Raw genomic sequence first — 23712 nt, 5'->3', positions numbered from 1 at the left:
GTGGCCTTAGAAAGGCCGGATGTCGTCGCCACGGCGCCGAACGTGAGCCCGGAGGGGCCCAAGGTAGAAACGACTTGTTCTACAGATTCCAGCAAGCGTTCACGGTCTACGGTTCGGGGTCTCGTCACTTTCCATTGCTCCTTTTCCCTGTTACGATACGATCGTATTTTAACAGGAAAGCTTCTGTGATGTTCATGAGTTGGATTTACCTTTTTCTTGCCGGTCTTCTTGAAATAGGCTGGCCGGTCGGCCTGAAAATGGCACAGGATCCTGCCACACGGGTCCTTGGCATCGCCACAGCGATTTTTTTCATGGCAGCAAGTGGAGTCCTGCTCTGGCTATCACAGAAGCACATTCCAATTGGTACCGCGTACGCTGTCTGGACTGGCATCGGAGGTGCAGGCACTTTCCTTGTCGGGATTCTGTATTACGGAGATCCGGCAACTTTTGCCCGCTTCATGGGGGTCGGGCTGATCATCGCAGGGGTGGTGACGCTCAAACTGGCGCACTGAGCCCATTTAGCTGGCCGATTTCAACATCTTGCGAGCAGGTCGTCGGCTGACTGGCGAGAGCGCGCTGACTGGCCGTTTCAATGCTGGCCACCCAACGCCAGCACCAGCTTGCCGCGCACCCGTCCGGCCAGTTGCCGGTGCAAGGCGGCGGTCAACTGCGCCGCATCCGGCGGGATCACTTCGATCGGCAGCGGGGCGATCCTGCCTTGCTGCAGCATCGCCAGCACCTCGTCCCCCATCCGCGCGAGGTCCCGTTGTGCGTTGAGGTCGCCGCTGATCCACGCGCCGCCCAGCGCGATCACGTGGATGCCTGGGGCGCGCGCGAACAGGTCGATGCCGGCGGTGTCGGGCAGCCCCAGCAGGCTGGCAAACTGCCCGCCGAATTTCATCAGTTGCAGGTCGCGATGCGCGGCTTCGCCGCCGATGCCATCCAGCACTGCGTCAACACCAGCGCCTTCCGTCAGCGCGCGCACCCGCGCGGCCACGTCTTCGCTGCGATAGTCGATGACCGCGTCAGCGCCGAGCGACGCGACATAGTCTGCGTTGTGTGCCGAGGCAGTGGCGATCACGCGCGCGCCCAGTGCCTTGGCCATCTGCACCGCGAAGCCGCCGACGCCGCCGGCGGCCGCCTCGATCAGGATGCTCTGCCCCGATTGCAGGTGCAACCGGCGCGACAGCGCCTGCCACGCCGTCAGCGCTGCACACGGCAGGCTGGCGGCGGTGACGAGGTCGATCTCATCCGGCACTGTGCTTACCGCGTGCGCCGGCGTCACCACCCACTGGGCAAAGGTGCCGGGGCGGGCGAGCGCGGTATGCGCGATGACGCGCCGGCCAAGCCAGGCAGCGTCCACGCCTTCGCCTACCGCGTCGACCACCCCGGCGGCGTCGACGCCGGGCACATGCGGCCAGCGCCAGGCCGGATGGCCGCCCACGCACAGCTTGGCGTCGACCGGGTTGAGCGCGGCGGCGGCGACGCGCAGCCGGATTTCGCCCGCAGCCGGCGCGGGGCGCGGCAGCGTAGCGGCCTGCAGCGCAAAGTCAGCTTGTGCGCTTGGCAGCACGAAGGCCTGCATGTTGGTGTCAGTCATGGCTGCGTCCTTTCAGTCATCCCAGGCGGAGGCAATGCCGGGCGGGGTGGCCAGCCTTGCCTGACGGTTGAGACGGGCGATGGCGGCCATGTCTTCCTCGTCCAGTACCAGTTCGCTTGCCGCCAGGTTGCTTTGCAGGTTGGCAGCGCGGGTGGACGAAGGGATCACCGAGAAGCCTTGCTGCATGGCCCAGGCCAGCGTGACCTGCGCGACGGTGGCCGCGTGCCTGGCGGCGATGCCTTGCAGCACCGCATCCTGCATCACCTGCCCGTAGGCGAGGGTCATGTACGAGGTGACGTGCACGCCCTGGCTTTGCAAAAAGCGCACCAGACGCGGGCTCTGCACATAGGGGCTCAGTTCGATCTGGTTGGTGGCAAGGCCCGCCGGGCCGACTACCGACAGCGCGCGCGTGGTGTCGGCGATATTGAAGTTGGACACGCCGATCAGCCGGGTCAGCCCCTGCGCCTGCGCGTCGGCCAGCGCTTCCACGCTGTCTTCCAGCCTGACCGGGCCGTTCGGCGCCGGCCAGTGAATCAGCGCAAGGTCCAGCCGGTCGACCCCCAGCTTGTCCGCGCTCTCGCGCAGGCTCGCCTGCAACTGGCCCGGCGCCATGCTGTCGACCCAGACCTTGCTGGTGATGAACAGCGCGTCGGGCGAGAGTCCGGACGCCCTGATCGCCTGCCCGATGTCCGCTTCGTTGTCGTAGATTTGCGCGGTGTCGATCGCGCGGTAACCCAGTGACAGCGCCTGCGTCACCGAATCGATGACGGTTTGCCCCTTGAGGCGGAAGGTGCCGACACCGATGGCCGGAATGCCCATGTGAACTCCTTGCTAGGTCTGCGTGGTCAACAAGTCCGCCAGCGGCATTGGCGCGAGGCTCAAGACCGCTGGCGACGGTGGGGCTGCTTTCAGCCTCAGAACCTGTTCACGATCTGCTGCGCATCAGCGATACGGCGTTGAAAACGGTTTCGAAATGCTCATGTACCACCTGTACATTCCGCTTTCTCAGCCGTTTTCGCCTTGTCTCGCCCTCGCTCGCGAGATCGTGAACACGCTCTCAGCCCTGATACGCACCGACCGAGTAGGTCAGCTCGTAGCTGTGGCTGTAGATCTCGACGATGTTGCCGAACGGGTCTTCCATGTAGACCATGCGGTACGGCTTCTCGCCCGGGTAGTACTCGCGCACCGGCATGCGCTGCTTGCCGCCGGCGGCGACGATTTTGGCGGCCAGTCCTTCGACGTCCGGGTCCTGCACGCTGAAGTGGAACACACCGGTCTTCCAGAACTCGAAGTTGTTCTCGCGGCGCTCGCTGTTGGGGAACTCGAACAGCTCGACGCCGATCTTGTCGCCGGTCGACAGGTGGGCGATGCGGAACGAGCCCCAGCCCGGGCCGAACACGTCGTTGCACATCACGCCGATGGCGGAGTCGTTTTCGGTGATGGTGGTCGGCGGCATGATCAGGTACCAGCCCATCACTTCGGTGTAGAACTTGACGGCGACTTCGAGGTCGGTGACGGTGATGCCGATATGGCTGAAGTTGCGCGGGTAGCTCATGCTCTTTCCTGATGCTGGTGTTTGGAAGCCGCCATTCTAGGAAGTCGTTACCATAATTTAAATAACGTAAATGTTATGGTTTCGATTAAATTTGCTTATGGTTTAGCTTGCCACGGCAGGCATAAAAAAACCGCCGTTCGGCGGTTTGGTTTACTTGCGAAGCTTAATGGAAGCGCTCCATGAACAGGTAATAGTGCATGCCCAGGGCGAGTAGTTTGTTGCCGACCCAGTCGCCCAGCGGTACGCGTACGTGGCTGAACTTGTCGAACACGTTGAACTTGTCCATCTGCCCGTTGATGGCGTTCGCCATGACTTCACCGACGATGTGGGACGTCGCGACACCGTGACCGGAATAACCTTGTGCGTACCAGACATTCGGCGAGAGCTTGCCCAGTTGCGGGACGCGGTTGATGACAATCCCCATATTGCAGCTCCACTCAAACTCGATGTCCACGCCTTTGAGTCTGGGGAATGTCCGTTCAATGCAGGGTCGCAGTTCTGCGGCGATATCGCGTGATTCCTTGCCGGAATAATTGGCGCCGCCACCAAACAGCAAGCGTCCGTCCGCGGTCATCCGGTAGTAGTCGAGGACAAAGCGGCAGTCGTAAACGGCGACGTCCATCGGGTTCAGTTCTTTGGCCAGGTCACCCAGCGGAGCCGTCGCGACAATGCCGCCGGCGGCCGGGAAAATCATTCCGCCCAACTTATCCTGTTCCAGTTTGTGATAAACGTCGCCCGCCAGCAGGACCTGATTGGCCCGCACGCGGCCTTGTCCGGTATGCACCTCAGGCTTGTCGCCGTGGACGATGCGGGTCACCGGAGAGTTTTCGAAAACAAGCCCGCCCAGACGCTCCAGCACCCTGGCTTCGCCGATGCACAAGTTTAGCGGGTGCAGGTGCATATTCTTCTTGTTGTAAATTCCGCCGTGGTAGATCGGGCTATCCAGGAAGCGACCGATGTCTTTGGCTTCGACCAGTTCGACCTGATCGCCCATGCCGCGTTGTTGGGCGAGCTTTAGCTCGGCCTGGAGCTCTTTCATGTGGCTGGGTTTGTACGCGGTGTGCAAATGGCCAAATTTCAAATCGCACTCGATGCCATATTTTTCGATACGGTTTTTGATGATGTCGTGGCCACGCCAGCGTAAAAACCAGATGAAATCTTCGGCATCCTGGCTGCCGATCAATTTGCTGAGTTGGCGCTTGATGGCTCCTTCGCCCGACAAGCTGCCTGTCACCTGACCGCCATTGCGTCCGGATTGTCCCCATCCAATTTTGGCTGATTCGAGCAGGGCTACCTTCTTGCCTTTTTCGGCCAGCTCGACGGCGGTCGCAAGGCCAGTGAAGCCGCCGCCGATGATGGCGACGTCTACCTGGATATCCCCGGACAAGGCTGGGTAATCGGTGGGGTGATGGATGGTGGCGCTATAGTACGAAGGAATGCGTTGTGCTGGCATCGGCGTTACTTTCAAGACTTCGTCACATAAAAGTCTGCCGCGCAAGGCGCGGCAGTTCGATTACCATCAGGAGATTTCGTAGTAAGGCTCGCGTTGCGAGCCGAACAACGCAGGCGTGCAGTCAATCTGACCGCATACCCATGAAGTCCCGGCAGCCCACCATTTACTCATTGGACATTTTAAGTCTACCGAGCAATGTCCCGGCAAGCAATTGTGATCAACGGCGCCTGTCGTTTCTTCCGCAAACCTCCCCGGAGGCTTGGTGGCGGCGCAAGGAGGATCAGCCTGTATTTGCGACCGTGGCAGAACGCTTCTGCCACTCGCTCAGGTGACGACTGTGGCGGTTCGGGTTAGCTGGCAAGGTTCGCCCTACGTACCCTCATCTTGAAAGGGGCTGGTATGAACGCTCTTTCCTTGCCCTGTTCGTTGCTGGTTTTGTGCTGCGGCTTGCTGGCCGCCTGCTCGACCTTGCCGCCGCAGGGCATCACGCCGGTGACGGGGTTTGAGCCTGCGCGCTACAGCGGAAAATGGTACGAAATCGCCCGGCCATGAGGCCGGGCGTACACTGACGGACAGAATGATGAGTGATGCAGGGGCTTTAGCCGAAGCCGACAGCGGGATTAGTCAGCTGATACCACTTCACCAGCCCAACGCTGAGCCGCCTGCGCGACGCGTTCGCCGAAGCGGCGTGCAGTCTCCAGGTCACCAGGCAGCATTTCGTCCACGCGGGCGTCGGACGGACTTTGCGCCATCGCACCGGCAAATGAGCCAACGTAGTTGATATCGTTGCGCTGGGCCGCCTTGCTATTGCTTGGCATCAGTGCGGTACCGACCCACAGCCCGCTGTGCTGCATTGCCAGCGTCATCAGGTAGTGCAGCGTCGAGTGCTTGTCGCCGTTCATCGTCGCACTGTTGGTAAAGCCGGCGAACAGCTTGTCCTTCCATTGCTGACCCAACCATGGTTTGGACGAGGCGTCGGCAAATTTCTTGAACTGCCAGCTGACACTACCCATATAGGTGGGGCTACCCATGATGATCGCGTCGGCAGCGGCCAGTGCTTCCCAGCCGCCCTCGGGCAAGTTGCCCTCGGCGTCGATCGCCAGCAATTTGGCATCGGCTCCTGCTGCGACACTTTCTGCCATACGTTGGGTGTGGCCGTAGCCGGAATGAAATACCACGACGATGTTAGCCATATCTGTACTTTCCTGATGAGGGTAAATGGTAGAGGCTAGCGACACCTATGCGAGCTGCTAGCTTCAGGTTATATGCTCGGAGCCAACCCACCCGCCTGCCTGATACGCAAAGCACGCGGAGCCACAGCACCGTTTGCTCCGGGCGATGCAAAGCTATTAACCTTGGGGCGGTGACGGTGGAGGCCATTTATGAACTACGATGTTTCGTTATTGGAAATAAAGCTCTTTCTGATGACTACCCAATTTGGTAGTTTCTCTGACGTAGCGCGCCGACAAGACATGACGCCATCGTCGGTCTCCCGAAAAATGGCCCAACTGGAGGAAAAGGTTGGCTCCAAATTGCTGCACCGCCATACCCGTTCCATCTCGCTGACCGATGAGGGGCTCGCCTTTGCCAGGCAATGCACCGAGATCCTGCAGCAATATGAGCGCGTGGTCAGCCAGATAGAACAACGGGCAGATATCCCGCGAGGCACCATCAAGATCAGTGCACCCGTAGCCTTTGGCAGGCTTCACATCGCGCCCTATCTTGCCGAATTGCTTGAACGCTATCCATTACTGAAAGTCGAGCTCCAGCAAACGGATCAGTTTGTTGACCCAGCGGCCGAGTCGATCGACCTGTTGATCCGCATCGGAGTCTCACAGGACTCCTCCCTCAGAATGAAGCCATTCGGGCAACAAAAATATGTGATGGCGGCCAGCCAGAGTTATATAAACCGGCACGGCGAGCCGCGTACGCCCGAAGAACTGGCTCAGCATAACTGCCTGGTCTTCAAAGGCAGCAACGGCTTGCAGCGCTGGTTTGTCGGTCTCGAAAAATTGGAGCCTTACGAGGTAACCGGCTCCCTCTATAGCAACAATGCCGAAACGCTGGTAGAGGGCGCCGTTGCCGGCACCGGAATCATCGTATTCCCCACCTGGCTTATCGGGGAGGAGCTAAAAACAGGGCGCCTCAAACCCGTCATGGGGCAGTTCAACATTTCCACCAGCGTAGAACCGCAGGTGATCCGTGCACTCTATCTGGAGACGGACCAGCCCGCCGCCAAGGTCAGGGTGGTCATCGATTTCCTGGCCGGGAAATATGGCTCCCCTTGTTACTGGGATGCCCAATAGGCTCAGCCAAAGAGCCTGCCGGTAACCTTGTGCAGTGTGGGCAGCAGCACAAAGACGGCGCAGGCGACAATGACACTGTCGATCAGCAAGATGGCTGCCGGCATGGCAGGGTCAAGCTGCCATCCCTGAAGCAGCGGCGCCATCCAGCGCGGGATGAACAGCGTCAGCGGAAAGATGACGGCCAGCACATGAACGTACTCGATCAACGATTTTTTCATGGAAAGTCTCCAGGTTCGTTCCGGACAAATGCAGCGGGGGCTTGATTGGCGAGGGGACGCCCTCCTCCCCTCGCCATGCAGTAGATCTGCTACAGCGTCGCCACATCCTGTGTGCAGATAAAATGGGCATCGCTGGTAAAGGCCTGAAACTGGCTAATGACCTGCTGCATCTCCTTGCCTTGAATTTCTTGCAAAAACTCGGCCTCCGAGGTGATATGAATCACCTCAAAGTAGTGCCAGGGAGAGGCGCTCTGCTGTCCCAGGATGTTCAATCCTTTAAAGACTTCGAACGAGTTAACGCTCTGTAGTTTGTTGACGGTGGGCAGATCGACCTGCCTTGCCCACGCCAGATACTCCGCTTCACTCGTGCCTGGCTTGAGGTTGAAAAAAACGATCAAGGTTCTTGCCTGATTACTCATTCACGTGTTCCTGTTGTTGGTTTGCCAGATAGATGCAGACTAGCGCGCATGCCACCGCAAGCATTGCCGCAAGGCGCCAGTAATTAAGTTCGATGGGCGCATTGTCCAGCCACCCCAAAGTGTCGATCACCAGACTCATCACCATCTGGCCCAGAATGGTCGCCACCGTGGCGATGGCAACCCCCACCCGGGGAATGGCCGCCACCATCACCACCATGTAGACGATGCCAAACAGCGCACCGGCCAACTGCCATTTCGGTACGGTTAGCAAGGTCGCCTGATAGGGCGGCTCAAAGAAAAAGATCAGCAGTGCGGTCACCACGGTGCCCACGGTGAAGGTCAACAGTGCGCTTTGCACAACACCGACCCTCTCCCCCAGCTGACCATTGATCGCTGCCTGTGCGCTAAGCGCCATCCCCGCAACGATTGCCAGCACGATAATCAGAACCATCAACGAGCCCCCAGATAGGTAAAAAGGAGTGCCAGCACGATGCAGCCCAGCGCCACCACCCTGAGGGGACGGGTGGCCCGCCTCGGCATGCCGAACCACCCGAAGTAGTCGATGGCGAAGCTCTTGGTGATCTGCCCCAGCAGGACGCAGATCATTGTCATCGCCACCCCCAGCACGGGGGTCGAGAGGGTCAGCGCCACCACATAGATCGGCCCCAGAAAGCCGCCGGTCAGCTGCCACTTCGGCACGCTCTGCCAGCCCTGAAGCGTCGTCTGCGGGGTGAAGAAGCGGATCAGCCACAGTAGCGCCGCGCCCACCCCGAAGATGCTGAGGGTGGCCCACAGATGCCCCACCTGTTCCCCGAGCGGGCCCAGCAGGCCCGCCTCAAAGGAGAGGCCCATCCCGGCCATCACGATCAGAAAAACAAAGAGTGCGTTCATCGCGGATCAAACAGCGCAACTGGCGAGTGGCGGGTATAGGCCTTGCCATCCGGGTAGGAAACCAGCTCCAACTGCATGCCCCAAGGTGCGAGGAAGTAGACCCACGACTCGCCGGCGGTCGGCCCCTCCGTCATGTAGGTCGGCTCGCCCAGGACCTTGATGTCCTGCGCCTGCAAATAGCTCACCGCCGCCGCCATATCCTCCACATAGAAGGCCAGATGGTGTCCGCCAATATCGGCGTTGTTGGGCGCCGACAGGCTGCGCTCAATATTGCTGGCGTATTCGAAGATCTCCAGATTGATCCCTTTAGCGTTCATCACGGCAATGCGGGTGATTTCGGCGCGGGGATCAACGTTCAGGTGTTCCGCCATCCAGTTGTCGGTCGCAGCAAACGGCCCGAATTCGTAGGCAAGTTCAAAGTCGAAGTGCTCTGCAAAGAAGGCGATCGCCTCCGCCAGATTCGGTACGGTGAAGCCGATGTGATCCGGTTTTTTCAATCCTGGAATAGCCATTAGATCTCTCCCCGTTCGTGACGCAGTTTGTTGAGAGCCCCCATGGTGGTCGCACCTTTATTGAAGCCGGTATAAACCGACGCAAAGACGATCAGCTCTTCAATCTCCTGATAGCTGGCGCCCTGCTTGAGAGCCATATCGACGTGGGCTCCAAAGGGGTTGCCCTCACCGTTGACGTTCAGGGCCATCTGGTCGATGGCAATGGTGATGAGCGCCTTGGTTTTCTGATCGAGCAGCGGCATGCCCCAGGCTTCGCCGGCCACACGAACCGTCATGTCCCCCCAGATCGGGTGGATGGATTTGAGCCCGCTGACTAGAGCCTGGTCATCGAGCACTGCATTTTCAAATAGTCTGGTCATAGGTATCGCCTCAAATTGCTTTATTTGGTTTGCTGCAGCAGATGAGGTGCGATTATATGGATCGCAGGATTTTGAAAAATGAGTGAACCGGAACATCACTTATGCAGATTTTGCACAGTAGACAGGGCAGATGGGGCAGACGAATTCGCAGTGATCAAGGATGGCCACCATCAGAACCTGGGACTCAGAGTGGCGGGCGGATCAGGAGCAAATCACCTGCGCCAAATGCAGGTCGTGGATCCAGGCAAAACAAAGCCCTCCCGAATGGGGAGGGCTTTGCTTGTGATGGCGGGGTGGTGTCAGTGCTGATGCCCGTGCTCGCCATGCACATGCTGGTGAGCAATTTCCTCGGCGCTTGCCACACGTACGTCCATAACTTTCAGGGCGAAGCGCAGGGTTTTGCCGCAAAGAGGGTGATTGCCGTCCAGCAATACGGTTGGGCCTTTAATCTTGGTGACGAAGTAGTAACGCAATTCTCCATCCGGACCGGGGCGCTGAATCTGGCTGCCTACCTTGACGCCCGGCGGGAATTCGGCCTTGGGCATGGTAGTGACCAGAGCCTCGTCGCGTTCGCCGAAGGTGTCTTCGGTAGCGAGTTCCAGCGTGGTTTGAAAGCCGGCTTCCTGACCTTCAAGTGCGGCTTCCACTTTTGGGAAGAGGTTATCGTAATCGCCGTGCAGGTAGGAGACCGGGGTCTTGCCATCCTCGTAGACCAGACCACGGTTGTCTGTGACTTTCATGCGCAGCGTGACGGCAGTGTTTTGGGTGATTTTCATGGCAGGCAATGCAAATAAATTGAATCGGGAAGGTTCGCAGTTCAGCGCGGGAGTGTCAACTGGCTGGCAAGTCACGCCTCTCACATCCGGCATGTCCCGGAGGGAAGAGGCTTTGCACGCTGAATCCGATTGGTGCAGCAAGGCTGGTTTAGCTCAGCCCATGCTGCGATCGCACCTCAGACTTCCCAGTCTTCCTTTACCCTGCCCTGCGCACCCGGATTAAGCTGCTCACGCAGACTGCGCAGTTTTTCCGGCTCGCCACGCACCCGGAACCAGCTGCCCTCTTCCTCGGCACGCTCTTCCAGCACCTGGCAGTGGCCAAAAATGTCACCGCGTAGTTGTTGTGCCGACCATGGCAGCAGCAGCTCTTCCTCCACCAGATCCTGCTGGAAGAAGGAGACGATGATCGCATGCAGGCTGGCCACTTCCTGCGGGCGGCGCGCACTCATCACCACACAGCCCGGATAGCGCTGCTGCAGTTCGGCAGTCCAGGCAGCCTGCTCGGCTTCATCACCGACATGGTCGATCTTGTTGAACACGCGAATGCGCGGCACTTCGTCGGCGCCGATGTCCTGCAGCACTTCGTCGGTCACTTCCAGCTGGCGCTGGAAACCGGGATCACTGGCATCAATCACATGCAGCAACAGCGCCGCATCCAGCGCTTCTTCCAGCGTGGACTTGAAAGAGGCCACCAGTCCGTGAGGCAGGTTCTTGATAAAACCGACCGTATCGCTGACCAGCACGCGTGGCACGCTTTCCGGATAGAGGGCACGCACCGTGGTGTCCAGCGTGGCGAACAGCTTGTTGGCCACCAGCACCTCGCTGCCGGTCAGCGCCCGCATCAGCGTAGACTTTCCGGCATTGGTATACCCCACCAGCGACACCCCGCCCAGCCCCAGGCCCTGACGTTCCAGACGGCGTGCGCGCTGGGTCTTGCGCTCCAGTTCCATGGCGATGATTTCGCGTTGCAGCTCGGCGATGCGGTCACGTACCTTGCGACGGTCCAGTTCGGTATGCGATTCACCGGCACCACGCCCCCCCATGCCGCTACGCTGCCGCCCTTGTGGACCGGCCAGTTTGGCCGCTTCGCGCAGGCGCGGCGCCATATAGCCAAGGCGGGCGATTTCCACCTGCGCGCGTGCCGCGCGCGAGCGGGCATTGCGATGAAAAATTTCCAGAATAACCATGGTGCGGTCCATCACCGGGCAACCCACGGCCAGTTCCAGATTGCGCGCTTGCGACGGGGAGATTTCGTGGTCCACCAGCAAAACATCGAACTCGACGGTGTCGGCGTCCAGCGCTGGCGAACCGGCGTCCCGCTCGTCGCTACGGACACCGCGATTGACGAACATGCTGATTTCTTCCAGCTTGCCCACTCCCAGATACGCCGTGCGGTCGAAACTGCTGCGCTTTTGCACAAAGGTCTGCACCACCTGAAAACCCAGCGTCTTGGCCAGTTCGCTCAGTTCGGCGAGCGAGGCCTCGAACTCGACATCACTGACATCCGGCAACTGGACCGATGCCACCAGGGCGTAACGGGGCTTCTCTTTGACTTCTGTTTGCATGTACAGATGGCTTTAACTTGATGACAAGCCCAGATAGTACGCACAAATGGCACTTCCCGTTGGCCGAATACGAGACAGGCAATCGATAGCAGCTAACAAAACCGGTCGACAAGGCGCAAGCACATCAGGGAAAAAGCCAATTTGAACGGGGTGTCGTGCGTATCCAGCCGACGCACAAGGCAGATGCACAACTTGCCGAAGCCAGCCCAAAATATGCCCCAACTCTATAATTGTGTTGGAGTCATGTGTAGTGACCGGTTTTATACCGCCTGCTCGGAAGGCCATTTGCCCATGCATTGGGGCAAAACTGGGCCAAAACGCAAAAAGGACTTAGTCGAAAAACGACTAAGTCCTTGTAATGCTTGGCTCCCCGAGCAGGGCTCGAACCTGCGACCTGCGGATTAACAGTGCAGGCAGGCCGTTTCGCAACCCGTTGACCACAAAGGGAAATCAAACAAATACAAGTACTTATACGCGCAACGACTTGCAAGAATCTGCACCCTTTGCACATAGAAAGCATAACAGGATGGCCAATTTGGGCCAATCACTCACCAGACAGTTAACGCCCTTCTTCTGCTGCGATCCAAGGCATCAACTACCTGCATAATCCGAGACGGTGCTCGGGCTTCGACGACACACTAACTCTTGAGAGCGCACCGCCCTCAAAGGGCATGTCATGCTAACGCTGGCACTAAGGAATTAATCGGCAAGCTACTATCTGCCAACAACAATTGTTCCTTGTCAAGATCGAACGGCACTACATGCAAACGAAGTGCAGAATCGAACTCAAATGGCAGCAAGGCACATGTAAAATTTCGGGATACAGGATAGATCAGCACAAGCTCCCCCTTTCCGCCCAAGTAACGTTGTCCGTAGGCGAACAACTGGTAAAAATCAGCCTGACTGAGACCATACTTGCCCTCACGGTCGCTGCTGTCGAGTTTTTTCCATTTAGTATCTAACACCCAGCACGAGTTGCCTTGCTCGATCAGCAAATCCGGCTGCAGCTTAAACATTGGCTTGCCTTGGTGTACACACAAGGAGTGACGGCTCACTTGGGCAGTCAGGTGTGCGCCTGCTTGCAAGCTTGCGCGCAGGCATCGAGTAACGTAGTCCTCGAACAGTTTCTCCATAGGAAACAGCAGGCTGATGCCACGGTAGTCGCCAGCGACGGCCAGTGGCATGTGGCGGTAAAGGATCAACTCGCACCAGGATTTCACTACCTGGTAGTGCGCCATCAGCCGGTCGTCCCGCCATTGCCTGAAGTCCGCTTCGGTGTTTCGGCTCGCAGGCAGCTCATGCAGCAGGTTGGCCAGCGCGTGGGCGAGACGCCAGTTGTCGCTGTCCTGTGTGGCCTCACATACCAATTGCAGCGCGCTCTTTAGCAGGCGATTTTCTGGGCGATCGGGAAGGAAAACGTCGTGGCGGATCTGGAAGTAATGGTCGCGCCCCGGGGGCTGCCGCATCTGCCGAACCACGTCAAGCTGGCCGCGCAGAAAGCGTTGTTCCTCCTCGATGCGCTGGTAGTCAAAACGCAGGCCGCGCTTGAACAGTTGCTCCAGCGCCCTCAGAAACTGGCGCATCACCCATTCCGCAAGTGGCGCCTGGTAGAGCTGCAGCCCGGCCTCGTCCACTTCCCGGCTGTCCGTATCCAGTAGGCTCGCGATCAACTTGCACAACAATTGGCGGGAAGCCGCCTCGCAGTCGCCCTCCTCGTGGTGCTTGGGCAGGATCTCGATCACCTGCCCACATGGGCTCTCCAGCACACCAACGTAGCTGTCCAACCGCAGGCACTGCCGCCCCTCCAACTGCATCAGTTGGGCCCCCGAGCGGCGGTAGCCCGCCATCAGTTCGCACAGCCATGCGAAGGCCGACGGGCTGACCTGAGCTTCGTCAAGCGTATTGCTCGGTAGCTTGGCGGTCGTCAGCCGCGCATACTCGCGGACTACTATGCGGGAATCCATCAAGCTTCTGCTGCCTCGGGAGTGGCCTCTACAAGAGCTGTAGTCTGTTGTGCCACAGATGGGATGCCAATGATCCACGCGTAGGCGGCCGGCTGATCAAAAGCCTTGCTATTCAGACACCATTGAGAACGCTGGCGCAGCTTGTCGTGCACCTGCGGAAACAAAGCGGAAAGATCAAGCGACTTGTCTGCCACAATGAATGCCGCATGATCAGGCTTGCTCTGGTCATTCAGTACCCAGCGAATGCGCTCCCAGTCCTCGAAGAAATATTCCTGCAGTAGCGGCAGAATGGATTGGCGGAAGATCGCGGACAGTTGCGAGAGTGTTGGGTCTCGCAGCAGCGGCATGAAGTAGGCCTGCCCCAAGCAGTGGTCGGCGTTGAGCAGCACCGTAATTCGCTGATTCATCACCCGCAGCATGCGGCCAATGTCAACGCCAGTTACCTTTAGCCCGTCCAGTAGCTCAGGTTTGGGTGGTTTTTCAATAAAGGTGAAACGGCGACGCAGCGCCAAGTCCAAGCCAGCCAATGAGCGGTCGGCAGTGTTCATGGTTCCAATCAGGTAAACGTTACTCGGTACGCTGAAGCGCTCCTTCGAGTATGGTAACGTCACTGATAATTCCTCATCGGCACCGGCGCGCTTGGACGGTTCGATCAAGGTGATCAGCTCGCCGAAGATGCGAGAAATATTTCCACGATTAATCTCATCAATGATCAGGACGTATGGCTTTTCCTCAGAATTCGGATCAGAGGATTTATGATTTTCATTTAGATCCATGTTGTTGATAAAATCAAAAGCGGCCCTACTTTCAACCTTAGCATCAATGCACATGGTTTTGAAAATACCGTTCGCAACCCTATAATGGAGCTGTCCAGACTTTTCGTCTGTCTCAGCACGCAAGCCTTCTACAAAGTCCTCGTAACTGAAGCTCTGGTGAAAAGTAACAAATCTAATTTGCTTTTTATCGCAAAAAAAATCGAATCGTTCTCTCAACACCTCACGTGCCTTAGACTTATCTTTATGAGCACCAGCCACTTTCAGTGCAGCCTCATAAGACTCAACAGAATAAGGATCCAAAATCTGCAACGAAGCATAAACAACATCATATGTTTTGCCCGTACCTGGAGGTCCAAACATAATTTGATTCAAAGGAAATTTATCTACACTCTTCACATGCACCATCTCATCTACGGAATTTTTAAAATTCTCTCGATCATCACCAAACCCCAAAAAAATAACCAATGCATTTGGATCTGAAAAAAATAATTCCAACCCATCACCAGGCGCCACACCACGCCCAGTTAACCATTTCAACAATCCATCACCATAAATCCTAGGGGGGAACCCATCGCGCAATCCAACTGTAAATTCAACACCATCATTTGTAATAGTCTTATAAGAGTTTTCCCCAACTTTGAATCTCTCAATCTTCGAAAGAAACAAAAGATTGAAATCAATCTCACCAATTCTAATCTCATTAATAGAGATTTTTTGACTAAAAGACATCTCCTTATCAAAAAACGGCTGACTCACATTAACGCCTAACAAGAGCAATTTTGAAGCTTCGCTCCCCTGTTTTTGTAATACACACAACATCACCAATTTTTGCATTAGAATACTTCAAAAATTTACTCATTCCAGAGTTATCTCTAGGCCTCATAACCCCACTTGATCGAGTCGCAATATCGCACTTACTCTGCACAATCCCATAATCAAAATCAACAGGAACACCTCGAGCAGGGTACTTATCTTCATCAGCTTTCCCACGAGCCCCAAGAGCATCCTTCGGAATAAAACCAACAAAATCTGAAGAAATCTCAAATTTATTTCTCGTCAACCACGCCTCTTTATCAATTACAATTTGAATTGTTGTACCAATCAAACCTTCTTGACCGCTTAACTTAAAACTTTCCACTCAAACCTCCATAAATACAATTACTATAAATTGCATAGCAAATCAGAACCTCCACACAAACCCACAACCATTCTGTGATATTTTACATCACTCCCCATCAAGTATTAATTGAACAGGTAAATCTTTGCACGCCACAAAAAACAAGCACCGACAAAAAACCATTATTAGTAGCACCCCAAGTGGCAACAACCATCAAAATATTAACAAATGGCCGCCACAAATAAATCTAAACCTTCAAAACCCCAACAAAAATAACAGCAGCAAAACATTCAAGTCCTACCACTACTCGACAAATACACAAAACCAAAAAATCCATAAACAAAAACCAGAAAAATAGAAGACAACAATGAAACAAGCCCAAGCAATGCCCTAATAGGTGAAAATGGAAGCCTCAGTAGGTGCTTCGCAAGCAATTCACCACAAACCAGAGGAATCAACCAAGATAGCGCAAATGAATTCAACCAACTTTCATTTCTACCAATGCGATAGTTTGAAAAATTTAAATAATTAAAAGATGCTGATTTATTAACAACCTTCTTGCTAGCTTTATTAGCAGACATACTAAACTCGCACTGTCATTATCAAAATGACTTGAATTGCTAGGGTTGTAAAAAATATTCAACCATCAAGCAAAATCATCACTTTGTTTTAAATCAATCAAATCCATTATTTTTCCTATGTATCGCCAAGTTTTTCACTCGCCTTTCCGTCAACAACCCCGTTGAAAGGGAAAAATTTCGTTCAAGACCAAGGACTTCAATTGTCGCAATATCAAGTTCCTTGCTAAGCAGGAGATCTCCTTCATTCGAAAAAGAGATCAAACCCTTATCAAATAGAGCATCCATCGAGACAGAAAGCAGCAACCCATTGTCTGGGCAAAGCTTCTGATCTGGTTCCGACTTAGACCATGGGACAATATGAGATGCAATAAGCAAGCTCATATTGCTCAACCCCGTCACACAACAAACACCGCCGAAATATTTTAAGAGTAACTTCCTAAAAATACCTTGCCCGACTCTTCGCTTAACGACTGCATCGATATCTTGGCCCTCTAGATTCAAAAAAACCTTGTCAATCTCCCTTCTACATTCATCTACGTCTATAGCCGACACAGCATCACCCAGATTAGCAACCAGTAACTCTTCGCCAGAGTCTTTTAATTTTATATTTTGCGAAGAATAATCTATTGCATTTCCGGATGAATTTTTCAACCTCAAAACAGCACAAGTTCCATCATGATCTTTAATTGAGATGGCTTCCCTCCGATTTATGGCTCGTCGATATGGCGGCATCTGCACCTCATCTTTCTCAAACAACCTTAAAAAGTCATTCAAACAGATCTTTTCTGCATCTTTAGTTTTAGCAATCAAATCAACTTCAAACTTTGGCTCAAGAACGTCTTCAGATCCGCTACCTCTGAAATTACTTTTCCGCATTCTTTCAGTTGCTTTAGAGAGCTCATCCTTAACACAATCACTCACAAAAGATACATCCCTAAAAAAGAACGATTCAGATGCATCATAATAGATATGATCTTTTTTGTTTTTTTCAGGAAAATTTTTCGGTTTCTTATTCGTGATTTTAAGCTTACCGAGCAACCATAATTGATCATTACTCTTACGAACAATCCAGATATATTCTGAAAAGCGATCTTCACTGTGTTTTTTTAAACTAGTTTTATCACCTTGCAGATAACCAATGCGACCTGCAATAAGGTCATCTTCAAGATTTTTCCAATAGTAAACAATGTCAGCCAATTTAAACCTCTCAAAGATATTTAAAATTTCAATAAACCATTGAAACTATCAACATACAGGATTCTATCCCTACTAGTGGCTCACAGAGTAAGCTACTAGATCATTCATACTGATAAAAAGCTCGCAGTAGACGTGACCGCACCTCCGCGCGCAGTTCCGGTGGTTCTAGTACCTCTACCTCTGCACCAAACTTGAGGACGTCGAGCAGCAACTCGCGCTGGTCGCTGTATGGCACTTCGAGCAGCAGGGAACCACCGTCCAGACGGGATGCCTTCTGTTCCGGATGCCAAACCTCAGCCTCGACCCACCGAGCCTGGAGTGCGGAGAAACGCAGCTTCGCCCACTTCCGGTCGCCACCCGCATAGATCCCGAAGTCCTTGCCAATCACACCATCAATGGCCTTCTTATCCACTTCGCTGGCCGGCGTCTCCAACACTTTCGCGTTCTCTATGCTGTCCAACGCGAAAACCCGTAACGCCTCCGCACGGTGGCACAAGGCAACGAGGTACCAGTTTTCCTTGTAATGAATGAGGCGTTGAGGTGATACGGTGCGGATATTTCGTTCATTCCGGCTTCTGGTAAAGTACAAGATCTCCAGACGCAACCTGCGCACCGTCGCCCTGGCTACATGCTCGAATTGGGGCGCCTCCCGCCTTCTCGCTGACGAAGACAGAAGCTGGACACGCGAGCGAATGTCCTCGGGAGCGTCTTCAGCTGCACTAAGCGCAAGGGAAATGCGCGAGATAAGTGGCTGCAAGTGCTCCGTCAGCAAACCAGGTGCAATGTGACTGGCCAGCGTATCGATCATCAATAGCGCATAAATTTCTGTCGCGGTGAACCAGGCTCTGGGCAGGCCCAACTTTCCGGAAGACCATTCCTTGTCCTCAAGCACGTAGCCACGCTGAAAACCAGCCTCCCCCCGCATCCATGCGATCGGCGCCTGGAACTGATCCCTCAGCACATCGAGATCGCGTTTGAATGTTGCTGGCGATACGTCCAGTTCGCTCAGAAATACATCTTTGTGTACCGGATGCCTGCTTGTTTCGAGGATTGCCATGATGGTGCGTAGCCGTGCAGCCTGCGTCATCTCAGCTCACCCCCTTCAAGTAGGCAAATGTATTGACCAACGCCATTTCCTCGGGAGACTTGCAGCGCAGGTTGAGCAGCTTCGGGCTGAAAAGGACGATGGAGAGGCACTTCGCCCGCGAGACCGCCACGTTGATCCGGTTCTTGCTGAACAGGAAATCCAGGTTCCGGGGAAGGTGCTCTGCACTCGAGGTCGCCATCGAAACGATGACCACCTCGGCTTCCTGCCCCTGAAATTTGTCTACCGTTCCAACCCTCGCTCCTTCCGGAAGCCTCCGCTTCAGCAAATTGACCTGCATGTTGTACGGAGCCACAACCAGGATGTTCTCGAGCGTGAAAGGAAGTTCGTTTCCCGCATCGTCCAGGTAACGCTGGGAAAGAAGGTTTTCAACAATGTCCCGCACGGCTGTCGCTTCCTCCTCGCTTCGTTGCGAGCAGGCATTGTGCGCGATTGGAACGTACCGGATTCCGGTCGCACGGAGGGCCGGGTGCGCGCAATTATTCAGGACAAGCTTTCTGCCCAGCGCAACTTCCGCCGAGCGCAGTCGCGACTCGTAGATCGCATCCGAGATGAACCGGCATACGTCGGGATGCATGCGATAGCTCAGGTCCAGAAAAATGCCTTTTTCCGGAGAGATGGTCGGCTCCCCATTCAGAAGAAACTCCAATGCCGACTCGCCGCTGCGGCCTGGATGGCTACCCTGGATCGGCTGCCCAAGCTGCATCTGATCGCCGAGCAAGATGATGTTTTTTGCACACATCCCCATTGCGATGGTGTTGGCCAAGGAAACCTGCCCTGCCTCGTCGATGAACAGGTAGTCGAACGCCTCCCTGAAACCTGCCTTGGCAAGTGTCCAAGCTGTTCCTCCCACCAGTTGCGGGACGGGCGAGGCCTTCAGAATTGCTGCGTCTGAGTCATAGTTCTCAATAAACCGGCTCTCGATCGCCTGTTCCGGCTTCGATATTTTCTTGATTCCGTAATAGGAACAGCCCGCCGCCTCCATTCGCTTATCTACTGCTGCCAGCAAGTTGTTGATGGCCTTATGGCTGTTCGACGAAACGGCAATGCGTTTCCCTGCCTGCAACAAACCGGCTATCAGATGCGAGCCGGTATAGGTCTTGCCTGTACCAGGAGGGCCCTGAATAAACAGGTAGGATGAATCAAGCCGCTCAGCCGCAGCAATGGCTGCCGTGAGGGGGGTAACGGTCGCACCGACAATCGGCTGCCCGGGCTTCACTCCCACAAGCGTTGGTGCTTGCCTCTGCAAATAAGCGATAACGGCTTTGTAGCGGCCGTCGCCACGGATAAGGGCATCCGCGAAATCGAATAAGGCAGCCTGGATCGTGCTCGTATTGACCGGGGCACCGATCGAAATAGAAATGTTCACTGGAGGCGTAAGTTCGCCTTTGGCCAAGGGGATCTCCAGCTCGACGAAATTGGCTTCTTCATTTATGTTTGCAACCACAAGCTCCTTGAGGTTGTCGAGGCGAACCGCGCGATCGCCAGCTCTGACCTTGAAATCCTGCTCAGGATAGTGGTAACGGTAGATCGGGTGCCGCTCGCCATCATCGACATATTCGGGACCATACAGTCCGGCGATGACTTCAGGCTCCTCCATCAAGTCGGATAGATCCGCCTCTTGGCGCTCGAACAACGCCCACCACTGTGGCTTCGCCGCCCGGCGATGAAAATCAAGCAGCGAATCGACCAAATTAGCCAACTCCGGATCAAGCGAAGGATTTTCTGGGCGTACAAGCAGACGCTGGTGGAAAGTCTCCAGCCTCTGTTCGTGTTCAAGCGTCTTATCGGACTTGCTTCGCCCAGTCGTCGTTGCCTCTGTCGCAGCCCCTGCCGCGAACCACGCCAAATCTGCGGGACGCAGTGAAAGTAACCAGTCGCGCAACTTCCAGGTCGAGCGACAGTCCTCCTCGTTGTACTGGCGGATGGATTCGAGCAGGCTCGGATCCTGGGATTCGCGCCATTGCTCGTAAACGACGATGCTGTCGGTCGCTTTCTTCACATCGGAAGCTCGCTTTTCCGAATAAAACGTCTCAATCGCCTTGATCGAGTAACTGTCCTTCGAGACGCGGATTCCCTCCCGTACTACCTTGTACAAATCCACCAATCGGTGCTCGCGCAGCAACTGGTCCACGGCAGATTCGCGCACCCCATGCAACGTCATCAACCGCTTGATCGCCGTGTTCTCGTAATGCGCATAGTGATAGACGTGCATGCCGGGGTAGGCAGTGCGGCGAGCCATCACAAAATCGATAAAATCGATGAAGGCTTGCCGCTCTTCAGCCCGGTCATGTGCCCAGAAAACCTTGAACACCGGTTTGCCCGCATCGAAGTAGTACAGGCCGAACAGGTATTCGAGCCCGCCGTCCTGCATCGGGTCGCCTTCCATATCAAAGAAGACATCCCCGTTATCCGGTTTGGGCAACCGGGCAAAACCTCGTACGAGATCCGCTTCCACCGGAAGCAATTCGACAAGCGGCTGGCCCGTCTGCCGTTCCATGAGTTGCAGGCGTGCCTGCTCACGCAATTTCAGCAAGGTCTGGGGAGTGAACTGGGGAATGCGCTGACTTGCGTCTAATGTCCCGAGCGAGGCCAGCGTACGGATATCAGCAGCTTCGAGTCGGGCAATCTGTTGGCGCGTAATGCCCGCAACGGCAGACAAATGGTCGTCGGCGACCCGCCGGTCAGCACAACGCTCCCGCCATGGGCACAGACTGCAATGGTCGCAAGGGCTCGGGTATGGAGCGTGGGTTTCATCGGGGTAGGCGGCAAGATAATCGAGCAAGCTTGTCTGCAGCGCACGGTAATAGTGAAAGTAGTCACCCACCCTGAAGCTCTCGCGCTGCCCGTCCCCCAACTCCACGTGCATGTGCTGAGGCAGTTCACCGGTCAGGTCGGAGAGCAGATCCGAATAGAAACAAAGCTGGAGCAAAAACTTGCCCTTGGTCGACCGGGCCAACTTGGTATCCGCCACCTCGTACAGCCATTGCCCCTTGCTGCCACGATGGGTTCTGATCAGAAAATCTGCATGGCCCATCAGGCGGCCACGCTTAAGCGTCGCCTGATAGATCACCGCTACCCCGTCGCGGATGGCCGCCCTGGTTTCAGCCAGCTTTTTGGGGAGCGGCCAGTCAGTCTCGATCTTGACCCAGCTGTCTGCCTCGGCCTTTATCCGACCAAAGAAGGCTTCTTCGTGCTGATAGCCTTTCCCCTGTACAAGCAGTGCCTGTTCGTCATCCTGAGCCTTAACCATCGGATGATCCAGGTGCAGGCGATCTAGCCATGTCCGGTGCGAACACTCGGAAAAATTTGAAAGATCGCTTGCCGATAGGACAATCTCGCCGGCTATCCGTTGCATGAAACCCCCTTGTCATAAGACAGAAAGGGGAATTTACCACGTTTACTAGCTCACGGAACGAGCTCGTAAATTTTCAGCAGGTGGCTCATTCCATGAGCCATACTATCCAGCACACTGACGCCATCGCCACAGCTTGTCGGGGGATCGCCATGCAGATTAGCAATCACGCACTCACTCAAATGAAGCAACGGGCCATTACCGGGTCAACCATCCACTACCTGATCGAATGGGGCCGCAAGGCTTATGACCATAAAGGGGCCGTGATCCGCTATTTCGACAAGACGCGCCGTATCCAACTGCGCAAGCATGTCGGGGCATCCCATGTTAAACAGTTGGAAAACCAGCTCAACGCATACGTTGTGGTTTCAACCAGCGGACAGATCATCACCGTTGGCCACCGCTACAAGCGCATCTTGCGCAACTAGCTAGTGAGTCGAGTTCACCCACCACAAAGGCAGGGCATGCTTCAACGAAGTCCGGCCTCACGGCCGGATAACACCCAACCCCTGATAACCCGTTGTAAAGATGGGGTAAAAACGGCCCATTGCGCGAACCCAAGCGCAGTCCACCATTCGGACTCTCCTTTGCTACGCAGCAACAGGCAAATGCCTTCTCCTACTTGAGCTGACGGTGTATGCGAACCTGACAGGCAAAACATGGCCGCTTCAGGTTCGCGTTGCGGGGGCAAAAAAGTTGAACTCGCCGACGCCGATACGACGTGACAGCCATACCCCCTGTACGCCGGGCAGATAGCCCAGCGTATCGACAGGCCGCGCGCGCAGCAACCGCACCTCTGGGGCCGTCAACGGACAGGTCCACTCCGGCCACAGATAGGCACCTCCCCTGCGCCAGCCGGTGGTCACCGCACGATTGTTCCCGTCCGGCACCAGTGGATGCCACGGCAAGGACTCGACAGCCAGCCACGTCAGCCAAGGCTGGGACAGTTGGGTATCGTTGGTCGGCGCCTTGCCTGCGTAGCCATGGCTTTTCAAGATAACCGGATCCCAGCCCAGACTATGCTGATCGCGTGCGTACACCCCGCCCAACAACGCGGCTTCCAGCAAAACCTCTGTCGGAAGTGCTTTTCGCCCCCGCCGGCTATCCGGATCCAGCAAAGCGGCCAAGCCGCAGAATTTCTGAGCCAGTTTCTGGTTGCCCGAAGAAAAATCGAACGCTGTTGGGCTGACAAAACCCTTGTTACCCACTACCGTATCGGTCGCGAAACCGGCCAGAAACCCCAAGGCCCGCTGGTCATCGGCCATGGCCTGCGCGGCGGTCTGATAGTCGGCCGGACTAATCTTGCAAAGGTGCTGCACCGGGCAAGGAGCAGCGCTGTCGGTTTGGACCATAAAGTTGAACTCGGGTGCCCGACTGCACCCGCGCATATGCGCCAGCAGACACTCGCGCAGTGTCTCGCCATCTACGTCTTCCAGCTCTGCATACCCTTGTTGCCAGGACAGGGCCACGTCCAGGCCACAGTGCAGGCAGACCGTTTCGCAACCCATTGACTACAAATGAAAAACAAACAAATACAAGTACTTATACGTGCAACGACTTGCAAGAATCTGCACCCTTTGCTCATAGAAAGCATAACGGGATGGCCAATTTGGGCCAAGCCTGATGCACTACCTTCCAAGACTAAGCGAGCCACATGGCTAATCATTAGCGCCCCGCTTGAGCGAGGGATCAGGCATCTATCTCCGGTTTACAGTGCAGCCTCTTGGTAATCCCCCCATTTTTAGCAATGCGAGAAGTAGAGTTGGTTAACAGTGCGAATTTCTGTTTCAGGGTCATGCCGCCGAGCGTGACATCTTCATGCAACCCCCTCGGACTGCATTGGGGAAAATTCTACTTTTAACCGCAGCTAATTTCCGGAGGGATTGCCAAATGAGAAATCGGGAATCTGCATCAAGAAAACAGCGATTACCACGTCTGGCGAGTTTCACTTGCTCGTGCCACG

Annotated in this window: 25 protein-coding genes; 4 read left to right on the top strand and 21 right to left on the bottom strand. The window is 55.4% G+C overall.

What is annotated here, in order from left to right:
• Window positions 1-188: 188 nt before the first annotated feature.
• Complete coding sequence (locus GQF02_RS03975; protein WP_456236732.1) at window positions 189-512, top strand: DMT family transporter; 324 nt, start codon at window positions 189-191, stop codon at window positions 510-512.
• A 77-nt stretch (window positions 513-589) separates the two neighbouring features.
• Here the strand turns inward: GQF02_RS03975 and GQF02_RS03970 are convergent, their stop codons facing one another.
• From GQF02_RS03970 to GQF02_RS03955, 4 genes are all read right to left on the bottom strand, one after another.
• On the bottom strand, window positions 590-1600 hold the full coding sequence (locus GQF02_RS03970; RefSeq protein ID WP_160795027.1) for a zinc-binding dehydrogenase: 1011 nt from the start codon (window positions 1598-1600) through the stop codon (window positions 590-592).
• 12 nt (window positions 1601-1612) lie between these two features.
• Window positions 1613-2419, bottom strand: a complete 807-nt coding sequence (gene dkgB / locus GQF02_RS03965) for a 2,5-didehydrogluconate reductase DkgB (RefSeq protein ID WP_160795025.1) — start codon at window positions 2417-2419, stop codon at window positions 1613-1615.
• 238 nt (window positions 2420-2657) lie between these two features.
• The gene (locus GQF02_RS03960; RefSeq protein WP_160795023.1) at window positions 2658-3155 is read right to left on the bottom strand and encodes a lactoylglutathione lyase family protein; all 498 of its coding nucleotides are present in this window, start codon (window positions 3153-3155) and stop codon (window positions 2658-2660) included.
• A gap of 163 nt (window positions 3156-3318) precedes the next feature.
• Window positions 3319-4623: an NAD(P)/FAD-dependent oxidoreductase gene (locus GQF02_RS03955; protein ID WP_220789323.1), complete on the bottom strand. Its 1305-nt coding sequence runs from the start codon at window positions 4621-4623 to the stop codon at window positions 3319-3321.
• Window positions 4624-5007: 384 nt separating this feature from the next.
• On the opposite strand from GQF02_RS03955, the gene GQF02_RS03950 reads away from it, so the two are divergent.
• Window positions 5008-5160, top strand: coding sequence for a lipocalin/fatty-acid binding family protein (locus tag GQF02_RS03950; protein WP_235930048.1), 153 nt, complete (start codon window positions 5008-5010; stop codon window positions 5158-5160).
• Between the two features lie 68 nt (window positions 5161-5228).
• On the opposite strand, the gene GQF02_RS03945 is transcribed toward GQF02_RS03950, so the two are convergent.
• Window positions 5229-5801, bottom strand: coding sequence for a flavodoxin family protein (locus GQF02_RS03945; RefSeq protein WP_160795021.1), 573 nt, complete (start codon window positions 5799-5801; stop codon window positions 5229-5231).
• 189 nt (window positions 5802-5990) lie between these two features.
• On the opposite strand from GQF02_RS03945, the gene GQF02_RS03940 reads away from it, so the two are divergent.
• Window positions 5991-6914 (top strand): LysR family transcriptional regulator, encoded by a 924-nt coding sequence (locus GQF02_RS03940; protein ID WP_160795019.1) that lies wholly within the window; start codon window positions 5991-5993, stop codon window positions 6912-6914.
• 2 nt (window positions 6915-6916) lie between these two features.
• Here GQF02_RS03940 and GQF02_RS03935 read toward each other — a convergent pair whose 3' ends face one another.
• The 15 genes from GQF02_RS03935 to GQF02_RS03865 all read right to left on the bottom strand — a co-directional run bounded on the left by GQF02_RS03935 (window position 6917) and on the right by GQF02_RS03865 (window position 21752).
• On the bottom strand, window positions 6917-7132 hold the full coding sequence (locus GQF02_RS03935) for a hypothetical protein (RefSeq protein ID WP_160795017.1): 216 nt from the start codon (window positions 7130-7132) through the stop codon (window positions 6917-6919).
• An 89-nt stretch (window positions 7133-7221) separates the two neighbouring features.
• Window positions 7222-7551 carry a hypothetical protein gene (locus tag GQF02_RS03930; RefSeq protein ID WP_160795015.1) on the bottom strand — a complete coding sequence of 110 codons (330 nt, stop codon included), beginning with the start codon at window positions 7549-7551 and terminating at the stop codon, window positions 7222-7224.
• On the bottom strand, window positions 7544-8002 hold the full coding sequence (locus tag GQF02_RS03925) for a DMT family transporter (RefSeq protein ID WP_160795013.1): 459 nt from the start codon (window positions 8000-8002) through the stop codon (window positions 7544-7546). Before GQF02_RS03925 ends, GQF02_RS03930 begins: the two co-directional genes overlap by 8 nt.
• Complete coding sequence (locus tag GQF02_RS03920; RefSeq protein WP_160795011.1) at window positions 8002-8442, bottom strand: DMT family transporter; 441 nt, start codon at window positions 8440-8442, stop codon at window positions 8002-8004. The genes GQF02_RS03925 and GQF02_RS03920 overlap by 1 nt, the downstream gene beginning before the upstream one ends.
• Entirely contained in the window at window positions 8439-8954 is a 516-nt protein-coding gene (locus tag GQF02_RS03915; protein ID WP_160795009.1) for a VOC family protein, read from the bottom strand. The genes GQF02_RS03920 and GQF02_RS03915 overlap by 4 nt, the downstream gene beginning before the upstream one ends.
• Window positions 8954-9313: a carboxymuconolactone decarboxylase family protein gene (locus GQF02_RS03910; protein ID WP_160795007.1), complete on the bottom strand. Its 360-nt coding sequence runs from the start codon at window positions 9311-9313 to the stop codon at window positions 8954-8956. The genes GQF02_RS03915 and GQF02_RS03910 overlap by 1 nt, the downstream gene beginning before the upstream one ends.
• Window positions 9314-9612: 299 nt before the next feature.
• Complete coding sequence (locus tag GQF02_RS03905; protein WP_124736349.1) at window positions 9613-10089, bottom strand: FKBP-type peptidyl-prolyl cis-trans isomerase; 477 nt, start codon at window positions 10087-10089, stop codon at window positions 9613-9615.
• Between the two features lie 176 nt (window positions 10090-10265).
• Window positions 10266-11654 carry a GTPase HflX gene (gene hflX, locus GQF02_RS03900; protein WP_160795004.1) on the bottom strand — a complete coding sequence of 463 codons (1389 nt, stop codon included), beginning with the start codon at window positions 11652-11654 and terminating at the stop codon, window positions 10266-10268.
• A 674-nt stretch (window positions 11655-12328) separates the two neighbouring features.
• Window positions 12329-13618 (bottom strand): McrC family protein, encoded by a 1290-nt coding sequence (locus GQF02_RS03895; RefSeq protein WP_160795002.1) that lies wholly within the window; start codon window positions 13616-13618, stop codon window positions 12329-12331.
• Complete coding sequence (locus tag GQF02_RS03890; RefSeq protein ID WP_160795000.1) at window positions 13618-15228, bottom strand: McrB family protein; 1611 nt, start codon at window positions 15226-15228, stop codon at window positions 13618-13620. Before GQF02_RS03890 ends, GQF02_RS03895 begins: the two co-directional genes overlap by 1 nt.
• Window positions 15152-15532: a hypothetical protein gene (locus GQF02_RS03885; RefSeq protein WP_160794998.1), complete on the bottom strand. Its 381-nt coding sequence runs from the start codon at window positions 15530-15532 to the stop codon at window positions 15152-15154. The genes GQF02_RS03890 and GQF02_RS03885 overlap by 77 nt, the downstream gene beginning before the upstream one ends.
• Before the next feature lie 269 nt (window positions 15533-15801).
• Entirely contained in the window at window positions 15802-16092 is a 291-nt protein-coding gene (locus GQF02_RS03880; RefSeq protein WP_160794996.1) for a hypothetical protein, read from the bottom strand.
• A gap of 93 nt (window positions 16093-16185) precedes the next feature.
• The gene (locus GQF02_RS03875) at window positions 16186-17289 is read right to left on the bottom strand and encodes an HNH endonuclease (RefSeq protein ID WP_160794994.1); all 1104 of its coding nucleotides are present in this window, start codon (window positions 17287-17289) and stop codon (window positions 16186-16188) included.
• A 100-nt stretch (window positions 17290-17389) separates the two neighbouring features.
• The gene (locus GQF02_RS03870) at window positions 17390-18376 is read right to left on the bottom strand and encodes a helix-turn-helix transcriptional regulator (RefSeq protein ID WP_160794992.1); all 987 of its coding nucleotides are present in this window, start codon (window positions 18374-18376) and stop codon (window positions 17390-17392) included.
• A gap of 1 nt (window position 18377) precedes the next feature.
• Entirely contained in the window at window positions 18378-21752 is a 3375-nt protein-coding gene (locus GQF02_RS03865; protein ID WP_160794990.1) for a TM0106 family RecB-like putative nuclease, read from the bottom strand.
• 92 nt (window positions 21753-21844) lie between these two features.
• Here GQF02_RS03865 and GQF02_RS03860 point away from each other — a divergent pair, with 92 nt between their 5' ends.
• A complete protein-coding gene (locus GQF02_RS03860) occupies window positions 21845-22177 on the top strand; it encodes a hypothetical protein (RefSeq protein WP_160794988.1) in 333 nt (110 codons plus the stop codon).
• Between the two features lie 240 nt (window positions 22178-22417).
• Here the strand turns inward: GQF02_RS03860 and GQF02_RS03855 are convergent, their stop codons facing one another.
• Window positions 22418-23218 carry a type I-G CRISPR-associated protein, Cas3-extension family gene (locus GQF02_RS03855; protein WP_160794986.1) on the bottom strand — a complete coding sequence of 267 codons (801 nt, stop codon included), beginning with the start codon at window positions 23216-23218 and terminating at the stop codon, window positions 22418-22420.
• Window positions 23219-23712 lie beyond the last annotated feature (494 nt).

This window comes from Craterilacuibacter sinensis (assembly GCF_009831765.1).
In the GTDB taxonomy this organism is placed as follows: Bacteria; Pseudomonadota; Gammaproteobacteria; order Burkholderiales; family Chromobacteriaceae; genus Craterilacuibacter; species Craterilacuibacter sinensis.
This window is presented reverse-complemented; position numbering and strand designations above follow the sequence as displayed.

Bases quoted from the DNA above. Each gene is read 5' to 3' on its own strand.
- GQF02_RS03865 (WP_160794990.1), bottom strand. From the start codon at position 21,752: ATGCAACGGATAGCCGGCGAGATTGTCCTATCGGCAAGCGATCTTTCA.
- GQF02_RS03945 (WP_160795021.1), bottom strand. From the start codon at position 5,801: ATGGCTAACATCGTCGTGGTATTTCATTCCGGCTACGGCCACACCCAA.
- GQF02_RS03935 (WP_160795017.1), bottom strand. From the start codon at position 7,132: ATGAAAAAATCGTTGATCGAGTACGTTCATGTGCTGGCCGTCATCTTT.
- GQF02_RS03975 (WP_456236732.1), top strand. From the start codon at position 189: ATGTTCATGAGTTGGATTTACCTTTTTCTTGCCGGTCTTCTTGAAATA.
- GQF02_RS03905 (WP_124736349.1), bottom strand. From the start codon at position 10,089: ATGAAAATCACCCAAAACACTGCCGTCACGCTGCGCATGAAAGTCACA.
- GQF02_RS03925 (WP_160795013.1), bottom strand. From the start codon at position 8,002: ATGGTTCTGATTATCGTGCTGGCAATCGTTGCGGGGATGGCGCTTAGC.
- GQF02_RS03890 (WP_160795000.1), bottom strand. From the start codon at position 15,228: ATGCAAAAATTGGTGATGTTGTGTGTATTACAAAAACAGGGGAGCGAA.
- GQF02_RS03930 (WP_160795015.1), bottom strand. From the start codon at position 7,551: ATGAGTAATCAGGCAAGAACCTTGATCGTTTTTTTCAACCTCAAGCCA.
- GQF02_RS03915 (WP_160795009.1), bottom strand. From the start codon at position 8,954: ATGGCTATTCCAGGATTGAAAAAACCGGATCACATCGGCTTCACCGTA.
- GQF02_RS03880 (WP_160794996.1), bottom strand. From the start codon at position 16,092: ATGTCTGCTAATAAAGCTAGCAAGAAGGTTGTTAATAAATCAGCATCT.
- GQF02_RS03950 (WP_235930048.1), top strand. From the start codon at position 5,008: ATGAACGCTCTTTCCTTGCCCTGTTCGTTGCTGGTTTTGTGCTGCGGC.
- GQF02_RS03860 (WP_160794988.1), top strand. From the start codon at position 21,845: ATGAGCCATACTATCCAGCACACTGACGCCATCGCCACAGCTTGTCGG.
- hflX (WP_160795004.1), bottom strand. From the start codon at position 11,654: ATGCAAACAGAAGTCAAAGAGAAGCCCCGTTACGCCCTGGTGGCATCG.
- GQF02_RS03940 (WP_160795019.1), top strand. From the start codon at position 5,991: ATGAACTACGATGTTTCGTTATTGGAAATAAAGCTCTTTCTGATGACT.
- GQF02_RS03910 (WP_160795007.1), bottom strand. From the start codon at position 9,313: ATGACCAGACTATTTGAAAATGCAGTGCTCGATGACCAGGCTCTAGTC.
- GQF02_RS03895 (WP_160795002.1), bottom strand. From the start codon at position 13,618: ATGGATTCCCGCATAGTAGTCCGCGAGTATGCGCGGCTGACGACCGCC.
- dkgB (WP_160795025.1), bottom strand. From the start codon at position 2,419: ATGGGCATTCCGGCCATCGGTGTCGGCACCTTCCGCCTCAAGGGGCAA.
- GQF02_RS03870 (WP_160794992.1), bottom strand. From the start codon at position 18,376: ATGACGCAGGCTGCACGGCTACGCACCATCATGGCAATCCTCGAAACA.
- GQF02_RS03920 (WP_160795011.1), bottom strand. From the start codon at position 8,442: ATGAACGCACTCTTTGTTTTTCTGATCGTGATGGCCGGGATGGGCCTC.
- GQF02_RS03970 (WP_160795027.1), bottom strand. From the start codon at position 1,600: ATGACTGACACCAACATGCAGGCCTTCGTGCTGCCAAGCGCACAAGCT.
- GQF02_RS03960 (WP_160795023.1), bottom strand. From the start codon at position 3,155: ATGAGCTACCCGCGCAACTTCAGCCATATCGGCATCACCGTCACCGAC.